Raw genomic sequence first — 12750 nt, 5'->3', positions numbered from 1 at the left:
GGTGAAATTCTTTACTCCCTCGCCCCTCTGGGGAGAGGGTTAAATTCTTTACTCCCTCGCCCCTCTGGGGAGAGGGTTAGGGTGAGGGGCAACAGGGTGAAATCAAACAGGAGAACGCCATGACGTTAGCAACACTGGCCCGGCTGCTGCTGGTTGTGGCCGCTTTATTGCCGGGGCTTGCCGCCGCCGGTGACGCGGAGACGTTTTCGACCGCGAATCGTACGGCTCAGGCGGAGCTGCTCCAGAACTGGACGCTATCGCCCGATCCCGCTCGCTTGCCGCTGCTCAACGCGCTTAAGCAGGAAACGCTGGTCACCGACGGGCACTCGGCCTTTAACCAGACCGACGCAGGCCTGACTCCATTAGGGGATGAGGCCCAACCGCAGGGCGAGACAAAAAAGCTGCGGCTGACCAACAGGCTTCGTGTGCTGGTCGCCGGGGCGCTGGCGAGCCATCAATTAATAAGTGACAACGTCTCTATGCGTTTAAATGCGGCTAAAGCCTTGCAGAAAGAGGCTCCGCCGGAATTACTCCCGATTCTTCAGCAGCGTATAAACGCAGAAAAAGAGCAAAGCGTGCGGGCAGCGCTTGGGCTGGCGATTGCCCGTCTGGAGCTGACAAGTCCGCAGGCAGAAGTGCGTCTGGATGCGGTAAAGCTTCTGAGCCAGTCCAGCGACCCGGAAACTGAGGCTTTGCTCAAACCATTAACCGACGCAAGCGCGGAGCCGAATGCGGAGGTGCGCCAGGCCGCCACAGAGGGTCTGCGTAAAATTGAGCATCGCCAGAGGCTGGGTGAAATCCTTGGTCAGGCGTTTATGGGGCTTTCCCTTGGCTCGATTCTGCTGCTGGCCGCGCTCGGCCTGGCAATTACCTACGGCCTGCTGGGCGTGATCAACATGGCTCACGGCGAAATGCTGATGCTTGGCGCGTACTCTGCCTGGCTTGTTCAGGCCGGGTTCCAGCAGTTTGCTCCGGCGTGGCTGGCGTTTTATCCGCTGGTCGCGCTGCCGGTGGCTTTTGCCGTCACCGCCGGGATCGGCATGGCGCTTGAGCGCACGATTATTCGTCATTTGTACGGTCGCCCGCTGGAAACGCTGCTGGCGACATGGGGCATCAGCCTGATGCTGATCCAGATCGTGCGCATGCTGTTTGGCGCTCAGAACGTGGAAGTGGCTAATCCGGCCTGGCTGTCGGGCGGCCTGCAGGTGCTACCGAACCTGATCCTGCCGTGGAATCGCCTGGTGGTGCTGGGTTTTGTGCTGCTGGTGCTGCTGTTTACCTGGCTGTTGCTGAACAAAACGCGGCTGGGGATGAACGTGCGCGCCGTGACGCAAAATCGCGCGATGGCGGCCTGCTGCGGCGTGTCCACCGGGCGCGTGGATATGCTCGCATTCGGGCTTGGGTCAGGCATTGCAGGTTTGGGCGGCGTGGCGCTTTCTCAACTGGGTAACGTTGGCCCGGAGCTTGGGCAGGGCTACATCATCGACTCCTTCCTGGTGGTGGTGCTCGGCGGCGTGGGGCAGCTTGCCGGTAGCGTGGCGGCGGCGTTCGGGCTGGGCATCTTTAACAAAATACTCGAGCCGCAAATCGGCGCGGTGCTGGGTAAGATTCTTATTCTGGGGCTGATCGTGCTGTTTATTCAGAAACGTCCTCAGGGGCTGTTCGCGCTCAAAGGGAGGGTCATTGACTGATGACTATGCCGCTGACTTTAACGCTCGGACGTAAAGCGCCGCGCCTGACTTTGGTTTTGGGCACGCTGCTGGTGGTTTTGCTGCTGACGCTGCCGTTCCTGACGCTGTTGCCCGGCAGCAATCCGTTCAGCCTGTCGACCTACACTATGACGCTTGTCGGCAAGATCCTCTGCTATGCCACCGTGGCAGTGGCGCTGGATTTAGTCTGGGGCTATGCCGGGTTACTCTCCCTCGGTCACGGCCTGTTTTTTGCCCTCGGCGGCTACGCCATGGGGATGTACCTGATGCGCCAGGCCGCAGGTGACGGGCTGCCCGGTTTTATGTCGTTTCTCTCGTGGAGCGAGCTGCCGTGGTACTGGTGGGGGACGCAGCACTTCGCCTGGGCTCTGCTGCTGGCAATGGCGATTCCGGGGCTGCTGGCGTTTGTTTTCGGCTATTTCGCCTTTCGCTCAAAGATTAAGGGCGTTTACTTCTCGATCATGACCCAGGCGCTGACATACGCGGGGATGCTGCTGTTTTTCCGCAATGAAACCGGCTTTGGCGGCAATAACGGCTTCACCGGGTTTACCACGCTGTTGCGGATGCCGGTGACGGCAACCGGCACGCGAATCGGGCTGTTTATCGCCACCGTTTTGCTGTTGGTGGCAAGCGTCGGGCTAGGCTTTTGGCTGGCACGCAGCAAGTTTGGCCGCATTCTGACTGCGGTGCGTGATGCGGAAAACCGGCTGACCTACTGCGGCTACGATCCGAAAGGCTTCAAGCTGCTGGTGTGGACGCTTTCCGCCGTGCTTTGCGGGCTGGCCGGGGCGCTGTATGTTCCGCAGGTCGGCATTATTAACCCCGGTGAGATGTCACCGACCAACTCGATTGAGGCCGCCATCTGGGTGGCGCTGGGCGGGCGCGGCACGCTAATTGGCCCGGTATTGGGCGCAGGGCTGGTGAACGGGGCTAAAAGCTACTTCACCATGGCGGTGCCGGAGTACTGGCAGCTGTTTCTCGGCCTGATATTTATTCTGGTGACGCTATTTTTACCGCGCGGGGTCATTGGCCTGCTGCGCAAAGGAGAGAAATGATGCAGCCCGCCGAATCCCTGTTTACCCGCCAGCATCCTACGGACCGCTTTCGCGAGCAAACCGACCCGGTGCTGGCGCTGGAAAATATCAACGTTAACTTTGACGGCTTCCAGGCGCTGACCAATTTGTCGCTGAACATCGGCGTGGGCGAGCTGCGCTGCGTGATTGGCCCTAACGGCGCGGGCAAAACTACGCTGATGGACGTGATCACCGGCAAAACCAAACCCCAAAGCGGCAAAGCTTTTTACGATCAGTCCATCGACCTGATGCGGCTGGAACCCATTGAAATCGCCCGGAGGGGCATTGGCCGTAAGTTTCAAAAGCCAACGGTCTTTGAGGCGCTCACGGTCTTTGAAAATCTGGAAATTGCGCAGAAAAACGATAAATCCGTGTGGGCAAGCCTGCGGGCAAAGCTCAGCGGCGAACAGCGCGATCGTATCGACGAAATGTTAATCACGCTCCGGCTGACGGGAGAACGCCATCGCGGGGCGGGGCTGCTTTCTCACGGGCAAAAACAGTTTCTGGAAATCGGCATGCTGCTGGTACAGGAGCCGCATTTGCTGCTGCTGGACGAGCCTGCAGCGGGCATGACGGATGCCGAAACAGAGTACACGGCGGAGCTGTTCCGCAGCCTGGCGGGCAAGCACTCGCTGATGGTGGTTGAGCACGATATGGGCTTTGTCGAAACTATCGCTGACCACGTCACCGTGCTGCATCAGGGCCAGGTGCTGGCGGAAGGATCTCTGCGTGAGGTGCAGGCGAATGAGCAGGTTATCGAGGTCTATCTTGGGCGCTAAGGAGCAAACATGCTGCAGGTGAATGAGCTTAACCAGTATTACGGCGGCAGCCATATTTTGCGCGGCGTCAGCTTTGAGGTGCGCGTGGGGGAAGTGACCTGCCTGCTCGGGCGTAACGGCGTGGGGAAAACCACGCTGCTGAAATGCCTGATGGGGCTTGTGCCTGTGAAGGGCGGCAGCATCAGCTGGCAGGGGCAGACAATAACCCAGCGCAGGCCGCACCAGCGCGTTCAGGCGGGCATCGCCTACGTTCCTCAAGGGCGAGATATCTTTCCCCGGCTGACGGTGGAAGAAAACCTGCTGATGGGGCTGTCGCGCTTTTCCGGGGGCGAAGCAAAGGCCGTGCCGGACGAGATTTACCAGCTATTTCCGGTGTTGAAAGAGATGAGGCTCAGGCGCGGGGGCGATCTCTCCGGCGGGCAGCAACAGCAGCTGGCGATTGGCCGGGCGCTGGCCTGTAGGCCGCAGTTGCTGATTCTGGATGAGCCCACGGAAGGGATACAGCCGTCGATCATTAAAGAGATTGGCCAGGTGATTCGGCATCTCGCCGGGCGGGGCGATATGGCTATTCTGCTGGTGGAACAGTTTTATGATTTTGCCGCAGAGCTTGCCGACCAGTACCTGGTGATGTCGCGGGGGGAGATAGTCCAGCGTGGCGACGGCAGCGCGATGGAACAGGACGGCGTCCGGGGACTGGTGGCGATATAAGTGGTCTGCCAAAATTTAATGATTGTGGCCCTTTCGGCTGAACCTCTACGCGCCTATAGTTTTTGATATTCACTATCGAATTCCAGAGGTTAGCATGTCTTTTACCGTCAACAGTTTCCAGCAGCCGATTGGCTTATCTCTCCCTGACTGGCAGCGACGCCCGCTGCCGGAACGCGTCACCTTAAACGGGCAGTTTTGCCGCCTCGAACCGTTGAGCGTGGAGCGGCATGGGGCACAGCTTTGGCAGGCCTGGAGCCAGGCCGAAGATTCGCGTGGCTGGACTTACCTGAGCGTTGGGCCGTTTGATAACGAGGCCGATTTTATCAGCTACATCACCGGCGCCGGGCAAAGTGCAGATCCTTTCCATTTTGCCGTCGTGGATAACGCCAGCGGCAAAGCGCTTGGCACGCTGTCGCTGATGCGTATTGACCCGGCGAACGGCAGTATTGAAGTCGGGTTTGTGGTGTTCTCCCCGCTGCTACAGCGTACCGTTCAGGCTACGGAAGCGCATTTCTTACTGATGAAGTATGCCTTTGAAGTGTTGGGTTACCGCCGCTACGAGTGGAAGTGCGATAGCCTGAACGGACCTTCCCGTCGTGCCGCGCTGCGGTTTGGTTTCCGCTTTGAGGGCGTATTCCGCCAGATGGGGATTTACAAAGGGCGCACTCGCGATACGGCCTGGTTCTCCATCACCGATGGTGAATGGCCGCTGGTGAAGCTCGCTTTTGAGAGCTGGCTGTCCCCGGAAAATATGACCAACGGCGTGCAGCGTACAGGGCTGGCGGCTATTCGCGATGCACTTAGCCGCCAGAAAAGCGAACCCGCTCGTCGGGTAGACGTGCGCCCGTTAACGGCGGACGACCGCGAAGCGTGGCAAGCACTCTGGCAGGGCTACCTGACCTTCTACGACGCACAAATAAGTGACAACGTCACGGATTTAACCTGGCAGCGCATGCTGAATGAGCAAGAGCCGGTACGGGGCCTGGGCGCCTTCGACGAGCAGGGGAACATGCTGGGATTCACCCACTTCCTCTATCACCGCAGCACCTGGTCAGCAACCCAGTACTGCTATCTCGAGGATCTGTTTGCGGCCCCGCAGGCAAGAGGCAAAGGCGTTGGCCGGGCGCTGATTGAAGCGGTACGCCAGCACGCAGAGGCCAACAACAGCTCGCGCCTTTACTGGCATACCCATGAAACCAACGCCACGGCGCAAACCCTGTACGACAAAGTGGCGCAGAAGTCCGGCTTTATCAAATACGAAAAAGCCGTTTAGTTGAATGATGCCTCGTCAGGCCGTGAGAGGCTGGCGGGGCGGCGTATTCATGCCAATCACGATGGCGTAGTAAGCCAGTAAAATCGTGCCCATCAGCACCACAAACAGCATGTAAGACGGCAGCCAGCTCAGCAGCAGGCCGGTGACCAGTGGGTTACAGGCCCCGCCGAGCCAGCCAAGCTGCTGCGCGGCAAAGTAGCTGGATTTCAGCCCCGGCGGCGCGATATTGTCGATAAGCATATATTCCCCCGGCGCATAGATAAGCTCGCCAAGGGTAAACACCAGCGAAGACAGCCCCCACAGCCACAGGTTCGTGCCTGAAATCATAAAGCCGCCAAGGCCGAAGACGAAAAAGATCGTACCGAAGAACATCATCTTTTTGATGTTATCGGGGCGAATGTTTTTCCCCAGGAAGTACTGGAAAGCGACGACAACAATGGCGTTTACCGACAGCACGACGCTGACGACTTTTTCAGCCAGCCCGGTATCACCGATAACAATTGCGTACTGCGACAGGCAGCCGGCGAAGGCGCCGTAAACCATCGAGCCTAAAAAAGCCGAAGTGGTGAACCACATAAGCTGTTTATCGCGCAGCATCATGCGCGGCGACGGCAGCACCTTATCTTCAGTATCAGTGACGCTGCTGGCGCTGACCGGCTGGCTTTTTACATAGCGCCCAATCATCAGAATTGGCAGCAGGGCGGTCATGGCGGAGAGCCAGAACGGCAGGTTGGTGCTGTACATCACCACAAAGGTGCCTATCGGCGGGCCGACCGTCCAGCCGACGTTAACGAAGGTATAGTTGAGGGAGAATATTTTGGGTTTCAGGCTAACGTCCAGCGTGTCGGAGAACCATGCCTTAACCACCACGGAAAACACCGTGTAAGAGCAGTTGATGATCGAGTAAAACAGCACCACCAGTCCCGCGTTATGCACCAGCGGGATGACCGCAAAGCCGCCGAGGAAGATGACGATAGCCAACAGCATGGCTTTTTTCTTATCGAATTTGTCTGCAAGGATGCCAAACCAAAGGCTGAATATCACCCCGGCGACCAGCGCGACGGTAATCGCCAGGCCAATATCCTTCAGCGCCATATGGTACTCGCGCGACAGATAAATGGTCATAAACGGCAGCGTAAGTCCCCGGCCAATGGTCAGCAGCAGCGAAGAAATAAGTAACACAGTTGTTGCAAGTTGTTTGCCTGAGAACAGTTTACTGAGGGCGGTCATGGCGGCATGTTTTAATTGTGATGAGATAAGAGGGTGAAAGATTTATCACGAAAAATCAGCCTGGTATAGCGACCAGTTTTGGCGAAGGCACGATACAACACATCTGTATCCCCGGCAAAAAGTGGGATCTGTATCTGTTTGCTCAGGCGGATAAGGTTTATTTTTTTACAAATCGATAATAAATACAGAGGCAGGGTTATGACGCGTAAAGATGGACTGCTGGCGTTGCTGGTGGTGGTGATTTGGGGCGTGAATTTTGTGGCAATCAAGCTGGGGCTGCACAACATGCCGCCGCTGATGCTGGCGGGGCTGCGCTTTTTACTGGTGGCGTTCCCGGCGATGTTGTTCGTTGCCCGCCCGAAGCTGCCTTTTCGCCTGCTGGCGGCCTATGCGCTGACCATCAGCTTCGGGCAGTTCGCCTTCCTGTTTACCGCGATTAAGTTTGGTATGCCCGCCGGGCTGGCTTCTCTGGTGCTGCAGTCTCAGGCGTTTTTCACCATCATTCTGGGCACGTTTTTCTTTGGCGAACGCCTTCAGGCCAAACAGCTGGCGGGGATTACCCTCGCGGTATTCGGCGTGCTGGTGCTGATTGAAGGCAGTTTTGCAGGGCAGCACGTGGCGCTGCTCGGATTTATGCTGACGCTGGCGGCAGGCCTGAGCTGGGCTTTCGGCAATATCTTCAACAAGAAGATCATGCAGCACGAGCCGCGTCCGGCCATCATGTCGCTTATCGTCTGGAGCGCGCTTATTCCGGTGCTGCCGTTCTTTGCCGCAAGCTGGCTGCTGGATGGGCCAGAAACCATGCTGCAAAGCCTGGTGAATATAGACGGTACGACCATTCTGTCGCTTATCTATCTGGCGTTTATCTCGACCATTGTGGGCTACGGTATTTGGGGCACGCTGCTTGGGCGCTATGAAACCTGGCGAGTGGCGCCGCTGTCGCTTTTGGTGCCGGTGGTCGGTATGGCAAGCGCCGCGCTGATGCTCGGGGAGACGCTAACGGTAATGCAGCTGTTAGGGGCGGTACTGATTATGGGGGGGCTGTATATCAACGTCTTTGGTTTGCGCTTCAGGCGTTCGGTGAAACGAGTCTCTTCCTGACGTTCGCGGCACCCGCCCAGCATCGGGCGGGTTAGCCTGCATCTTATGAACGAACGTTACCGTGATAGTAAGGGGAACCCAGTTCTTCAGATTTTTCTGCAGCGGTTTGCTGCGGGCCTTTAGACAGCTGACCGCCGGAGCAGGAGATCATGTTGCCGTAGTTGGCCTGGGTGGCGTTGAAGCTGCCGGATTGCTCCGCAAGAGCGTTTGTCGATGCCAGGGCCAGAAGAAGGGTGGCTGCGGAGATGAATTTCATATTTCCTCGATTACGCCTGTAAAACAGGCGGTGATGCATTAATTACACAAACTACAATACTGATTGTACGGATGCAGATACTTGCCTTCTACGGCAAGACGGGTCACCCGGTACTTGTGCGGCGGCACCGAAAAGTAGTTCTTAAAGGTGCGGGTTAACGTCTGCTGCGACTCAAATCCATAGCGCTCGGCCAGGTAAAGAATCGGTTCGTTGCTTTCTTTGAGCTTAAGCGCGATTTCTGTCAGCTTACGGTTACGGATGTACTGGCCCATCGAGTGGCCGGTTTCTTTCTTAAACATCCGCTGCAGATGCCACTTGGAGTAGCCAGACCGCTGAGAAACCTTCTCCAGCGAGAGCGGGGTTTCCAGGTTTTCTTCGATCCACCCCAAAATGCTCTGAATCGTAATCGCATCATTGTTGCGTCTGGACATCGTTTCACCTCTTTGCAGGTTTTACGGCAATACCTTTGTTAACAGGCGATAAAGCGTGTCGACTTCGTCGTCGGTCAGGTTTTTTGTGAGTTCTTTGTGGAGGCTTAGCCCCACCAGGCTTCGGCACTCTTCACACAGCGCAACGCCTTCCGGCGTCAGCTTGATCAGAACGCCGCGCTTATCGTTGGGGTTCGGCAAACGCTCGATCCAGCCTTTGCACAGCAGGCGGTCCAGCATTCGGGTTAATGCACCGAGGTCAACGGAAAGCACTTTTTTCAGCTCGACTGGGGTGATGCAAACTTGGTAGTGAATAGAGCACAGCACCTTAAACTGGGTAGCGGTAATATCCAGCGGGGAGAGCGAGTCGTTTAACAGGCGGTCTTTGTGCTGATTCACCATGTGGATCAATCGCCCGAGGGGAATGATTTCGTTAAACAGATCACAGGTGCTTTTCACTATGTTTGCCCAGGCAAGTAGATTAGTCACGGCAGATATTATTGCCGAGGCAAGTATAAGTCAACGTGATGGTTTAGCCGATGCCACGAAAAGCTAAAACGCTTCACCCACCGTCGGTAAACTCCGTGCTGCTATACTCAAACCTGCTAAGCCCGCTCGATAAAGGACCAAAAAGGATTAAAATATGATGGATTTACTCAGGGCCATAGGCCTTGGCCTGGTGGTGTTGCTGCCGTTAGCTAACCCACTGACCACCGTGGCGCTGTTCCTTGGGCTTTCCGGAGACATGAATAGCCGGCAGCGTAACCGCACCGCACTGATGGCTTCGGTGAATGTGTTTGTCATTATGATGGTGGCGTATTACGCCGGTCAGGTGGTGATGAATACCTTCGGGATTTCAATTCCGGGCCTGCGTATTGCCGGGGGACTGATCGTCGCCTTTATCGGTTTCCGCATGCTGTTCCCGCAGCAAAAGGCGCATGAATCACCGGAGTCGAGAAGCAAGTCGGAAGAGCTGAGCGAAGAGCCCGAGGCGAATATCGCCTTTGTGCCGCTGGCGATGCCAAGTACGGCCGGGCCGGGTACCATCGCGATGATCATCAGTTCGGCGTCCACCGTGCGCGCAGGTTCTGATTTCCCCAACTGGGTGATAACCGTGGCGCCGCCGCTGATTTTCCTCGCCGTAGGCCTGATTCTTTGGGCTAGCCTGCGCAGTTCAGGGGCGATTATGCGCATAGTCGGTAAAAGCGGCATTGAGGCCATTTCCCGCCTGATGGGCTTCCTGCTGGTGTGTATGGGCGTGCAGTTTATTATTAACGGCGTGCTGGAAATTATTAAGACTTACCCGGCCTGATTTGAGCGTGATGCAAAGAGAAATGCCCTCTCAATTGGACTGCACCCCAAAAGTTGGACACCCAACTGAGTAAGGTGCAGTTTTTTATGGCAAAGCCAAAATATTCCCTCGAAACCAGATTAGCTGTAGTCAAACACTACCTTGCCGGAAAAGATGGAACACATCGTACCGCTGAACGTTTTGGTGTTGAAAGAACATCAGTGCGACGCTGGGTAAGAGCCTGGCAACTCCACGGTATTGATGGCATTACCTGGAAAAATGACCGCCATTCTCCGGCGTTCCGGATTGCTGTCGTACGCACGGTTCTCGCTGAAGAACTTTCGATGCGCGAAGCTGCCGCACGGTTTAATATCTCCACTGAAACCGTTGTCCGGCACTGGGTGAATGTCTACAAAGACGCAGGTGAAAAAGGACTTCTGAGCATAAAACCTGGCCGGAGCAAGGACATGACAAAACCCAAAAAAACACCTCCACTTACCGATGCTGCGCTGGATAAGTTATCTCCCGAAGAGTTGCGGGCTGAACTTCGTTACCTGCGAGCAGAGAATGCCTATCTAAAAAAGCTGAAGGCCTTAGTTCAAAGCGAGAAAAACGGCGGAAAGCCGCAATAATCAACGAACTAAGGCTGGAGTATGCGCTCAGTGATCTTCTTCGTGCAGCGGGCATGTCCCGCAGTACGTGGTATCACAATATCAATGCGCTGAAGCGAGCAGACAGGCATGCCGGGCTGAAAGCCAAAATCAGAGAGATTTATCACTATCACAAAGGGCGTTATGGCTACCGCAGGATCACGCTCTCGCTGAGAAGGCAGGGTCTGCTGGTGAACCATAAAACTGTACAGCGGCTGATGGCAGAACTGTCGCTCCGTTCTCTGATAAGGGTGAAGAAATATCGTGCCTGGAAAGGGGAAGTGGGCAAGGCTGCACCCAATATCCTGGGCCGGAACTTCGGGGCATCGAAAGCCAACGAAAAATGGGTCACGGATGTCACCGAGTTCTCAGTACAGGGTAAAAAGCTGTATCTGTCGCCGGTTCTCGATCTGTTTAACCGGGAGATTATCTCCTACAGCCTGTCGGAAAGGCCGGTGATGGAGATGGTTAATAGCATGCTGCGCGATGCGTTCCTGAAGCTCAGCCCGGAAGATAGCCCCTTGCTGCACACGGATCAGGGCTGGCAATATCGAATGGCAGGCTATCAGGCAAGGTTAAAGGCACAGGGCATGACACAAAGTATGTCGCGCAAAGGAAACTGTCTGGATAATGCGGTGATGGAGAACTTCTTCGGCACACTGAAATCGGAGTGTTTTTACCTGAACAGGTTCAGCGATCTGAATGAACTGAGGAAGGCGATAGAGGACTATATCCATTACTATAACAACGAGCGGATCAGTCTGAAATTAAAAGGCCTGAGTCCGGTAGAATACCGAACCCAGACCCCGATAGCCGCTTAACATGAACTGTCCAACTTTATGGGGTCAGTCCAAATGAGGGCATTTTTGTTAATGCGTCGGCCGGGGCTGCTCGTCCAGCGCCACCGGCCAGCGGCGAAACACAATTATTGACCAGAACAGCGCGACAAGCGCCGGAATTGCGCCAATAAAGCCGATATCCGCCATAGAAATATGCAGGCTGACCTGATTGCCCACCAGCGCGCCCGCGCCGATGCCGATATTAAAAATACCTGAGAACAGCGACATCGCCACGTCGGTGGCATCCGGCGCAAGGGCCAGAACCTTCACCTGCATCCCGAGGGCAATAATCATGATTGAAATGCCCCAGAACAGGCTCAGCCCGGCGAGGGTCAGCTCGTTTCCTGCAGCGGGTAACAGGAGTATCAGGCTGGCCGCCAGCAGGGCAATCGCCCCGGAAACCAGCCCTGAAGCGTATTTATTTCCCCATTTGCCAAACAGCACGCTGCCGATGATGCCCGCGCCGCCAAACAACAGTAAAAGCAGCGTTGCAAAATTGGCGCTAAGCCCCACGACCTGCTGCACGAAAGGCTCGATATAGCTGTAGGCGGTGTAGTGCGCGGTGACCACCACGGCGATTAACGCATAAATGTTGACCAGCGCGGGCCGACGGAACAGCTCAGGCACGCTGGACAGCGAACCCGAATGCTCGCTAGGCAGTTTAGGCAGCAGCTTAATCAGGCAGAACAGCGTCACGGCCGCCACCACGCCAATGGCGAAGAAGGTGGTACGCCAGCCAAAATACTGCCCGACGATGCGGCCCAGCGGTAAGCCCAGCACCATCGCCAGCGCCGTGCCGGTCGCGAGTAAACTCAGCGCCTGGGCCTTTTTGCCCGCAGGCGCCATACGAATGGCAAGTGAAGCGGTGATCGACCAGAAAATCGCGTGAGCGAAAGCGATACCAATTCGGCTCATCACCAGCACGGTAAAGTTCCAGGCAAGGAACGACAGCACGTGGCTGGCGATAAACAGCAGGAAAATGCTAATCAGCAGCCGACGGCGCTCAACCTGGCTGGTCATCAGCATAAAGGGCAGCGACATCAGGGCCACCACCCAGGCATAAATGGTCAGCATGATGCCGACCTGCGCGGTTTCCATGCCAAAACTCTGGGCTATATCTGACAGCAGGCCAACCGGCACAAACTCGGTGGTGTTAAAAATAAAAGCGGCAACTGCAAGGGTTACCACCCGTAGCCACGCCGTTTTGCGTGAGACGGTAGTGATTGTCATAAGGAGCCAGGCAGGTAAATAAGCGGTAGGAATGGATGGATCATAAAACCATCAGATCGGCGGCACAACCGATTTTGTGATTTATGTCTCATTTACGATTCTGCCAGACCTGAGCAAGAAAAAAGCAGCGCGGTGCAGGCGAGTGTGTCATGGTAGGCGGTGAGAAAATAACAATGAAAAGCA

13 protein-coding genes are annotated in these 12750 nt (G+C 56.1%); 8 read left to right on the top strand and 5 right to left on the bottom strand.

Features of this window, described 5'->3' with window-relative positions:
- Positions 1-119: 119 nt before the first annotated feature.
- The 5 genes from urtB (at position 120) to JT31_RS24205 (ending at position 5542) form a co-directional block, all read left to right on the top strand.
- Positions 120-1691 (top strand): urea ABC transporter permease subunit UrtB, encoded by a 1572-nt coding sequence (gene urtB, locus JT31_RS01430; RefSeq protein WP_038472483.1) that lies wholly within the window; start codon positions 120-122, stop codon positions 1689-1691.
- The gene (gene urtC, locus JT31_RS01425; protein WP_038472480.1) at positions 1691-2764 is read left to right on the top strand and encodes an urea ABC transporter permease subunit UrtC; all 1074 of its coding nucleotides are present in this window, start codon (positions 1691-1693) and stop codon (positions 2762-2764) included. The genes urtB and urtC overlap by 1 nt, the downstream gene beginning before the upstream one ends.
- Complete coding sequence (urtD, locus tag JT31_RS01420) at positions 2764-3561, top strand: urea ABC transporter ATP-binding protein UrtD (protein ID WP_038472477.1); 798 nt, start codon at positions 2764-2766, stop codon at positions 3559-3561. Before urtC ends, urtD begins: the two co-directional genes overlap by 1 nt.
- A 9-nt stretch (positions 3562-3570) precedes the next feature.
- Positions 3571-4269: an urea ABC transporter ATP-binding subunit UrtE gene (urtE, locus tag JT31_RS01415; RefSeq protein ID WP_038472474.1), complete on the top strand. Its 699-nt coding sequence runs from the start codon at positions 3571-3573 to the stop codon at positions 4267-4269.
- Positions 4270-4363: 94 nt separating this feature from the next.
- Complete coding sequence (locus tag JT31_RS24205) at positions 4364-5542, top strand: GNAT family N-acetyltransferase (RefSeq protein WP_038472472.1); 1179 nt, start codon at positions 4364-4366, stop codon at positions 5540-5542.
- A gap of 15 nt (positions 5543-5557) precedes the next feature.
- On the opposite strand, the gene JT31_RS01405 is transcribed toward JT31_RS24205, so the two are convergent.
- Positions 5558-6772 (bottom strand): MFS transporter, encoded by a 1215-nt coding sequence (locus JT31_RS01405; protein WP_052048936.1) that lies wholly within the window; start codon positions 6770-6772, stop codon positions 5558-5560.
- 198 nt (positions 6773-6970) lie between these two features.
- Here JT31_RS01405 and eamA point away from each other — a divergent pair, with 198 nt between their 5' ends.
- The gene (gene eamA / locus JT31_RS01400; RefSeq protein ID WP_038472469.1) at positions 6971-7873 is read left to right on the top strand and encodes an O-acetylserine/cysteine exporter; all 903 of its coding nucleotides are present in this window, start codon (positions 6971-6973) and stop codon (positions 7871-7873) included.
- 43 nt (positions 7874-7916) lie between these two features.
- Here eamA and marB read toward each other — a convergent pair whose 3' ends face one another.
- Genes marB through marR form a run of 3 tightly spaced genes read right to left on the bottom strand, consistent with a single transcriptional unit; the run spans position 7917 to position 9016 of the window.
- Positions 7917-8129 (bottom strand): multiple antibiotic resistance regulatory protein MarB, encoded by a 213-nt coding sequence (marB, locus tag JT31_RS01395; protein WP_038472467.1) that lies wholly within the window; start codon positions 8127-8129, stop codon positions 7917-7919.
- Between the two features lie 38 nt (positions 8130-8167).
- Positions 8168-8560 carry an MDR efflux pump AcrAB transcriptional activator MarA gene (gene marA / locus JT31_RS01390; protein ID WP_038472465.1) on the bottom strand — a complete coding sequence of 131 codons (393 nt, stop codon included), beginning with the start codon at positions 8558-8560 and terminating at the stop codon, positions 8168-8170.
- Between the two features lie 21 nt (positions 8561-8581).
- Complete coding sequence (marR, locus tag JT31_RS01385) at positions 8582-9016, bottom strand: multiple antibiotic resistance transcriptional regulator MarR (protein WP_038472462.1); 435 nt, start codon at positions 9014-9016, stop codon at positions 8582-8584.
- Positions 9017-9200: 184 nt separating this feature from the next.
- Here marR and JT31_RS01380 point away from each other — a divergent pair, with 184 nt between their 5' ends.
- Together JT31_RS01380 and JT31_RS23615 are read left to right on the top strand one after the other, a co-directional pair.
- Positions 9201-9869, top strand: coding sequence for a MarC family NAAT transporter (locus tag JT31_RS01380; protein ID WP_038472459.1), 669 nt, complete (start codon positions 9201-9203; stop codon positions 9867-9869).
- Between the two features lie 86 nt (positions 9870-9955).
- A protein-coding gene (locus tag JT31_RS23615) for an IS3 family transposase (RefSeq protein WP_144244011.1) occupies positions 9956-11319 on the top strand; the annotation gives its coding sequence in 2 pieces (ribosomal slippage) (positions 9956-10433 and positions 10433-11319; 1365 coding nt in all).
- 48 nt (positions 11320-11367) lie between these two features.
- Here the strand turns inward: JT31_RS23615 and JT31_RS01365 are convergent.
- Positions 11368-12567, bottom strand: coding sequence for a sugar transporter (locus JT31_RS01365; RefSeq protein WP_038472456.1), 1200 nt, complete (start codon positions 12565-12567; stop codon positions 11368-11370).
- Between the last annotated feature and the right edge of the window lie 183 nt (positions 12568-12750).

It is taken from the genome of Cedecea neteri (genome assembly GCF_000757825.1).
Taxonomy (GTDB): domain Bacteria; phylum Pseudomonadota; class Gammaproteobacteria; order Enterobacterales; family Enterobacteriaceae; genus Cedecea; species Cedecea selenatireducens.
This window is presented reverse-complemented; position numbering and strand designations above follow the sequence as displayed.

Excerpts from the sequence above, each read along its gene's own strand:
- urtB (WP_038472483.1), top strand. The coding sequence starts at position 120 with ATGACGTTAGCAACACTGGCCCGGCTGCTGCTGGTTGTGGCCGCTTTA.
- urtC (WP_038472480.1), top strand. The coding sequence starts at position 1,691 with ATGACTATGCCGCTGACTTTAACGCTCGGACGTAAAGCGCCGCGCCTG.
- urtD (WP_038472477.1), top strand. The coding sequence starts at position 2,764 with ATGCAGCCCGCCGAATCCCTGTTTACCCGCCAGCATCCTACGGACCGC.
- urtE (WP_038472474.1), top strand. The coding sequence starts at position 3,571 with ATGCTGCAGGTGAATGAGCTTAACCAGTATTACGGCGGCAGCCATATT.
- JT31_RS24205 (WP_038472472.1), top strand. The coding sequence starts at position 4,364 with ATGTCTTTTACCGTCAACAGTTTCCAGCAGCCGATTGGCTTATCTCTC.
- JT31_RS01405 (WP_052048936.1), bottom strand. The coding sequence starts at position 6,772 with ATGACCGCCCTCAGTAAACTGTTCTCAGGCAAACAACTTGCAACAACT.
- eamA (WP_038472469.1), top strand. The coding sequence starts at position 6,971 with ATGACGCGTAAAGATGGACTGCTGGCGTTGCTGGTGGTGGTGATTTGG.
- marB (WP_038472467.1), bottom strand. The coding sequence starts at position 8,129 with ATGAAATTCATCTCCGCAGCCACCCTTCTTCTGGCCCTGGCATCGACA.
- marA (WP_038472465.1), bottom strand. The coding sequence starts at position 8,560 with ATGTCCAGACGCAACAATGATGCGATTACGATTCAGAGCATTTTGGGG.
- JT31_RS01380 (WP_038472459.1), top strand. The coding sequence starts at position 9,201 with ATGATGGATTTACTCAGGGCCATAGGCCTTGGCCTGGTGGTGTTGCTG.
- JT31_RS01365 (WP_038472456.1), bottom strand. The coding sequence starts at position 12,567 with ATGACAATCACTACCGTCTCACGCAAAACGGCGTGGCTACGGGTGGTA.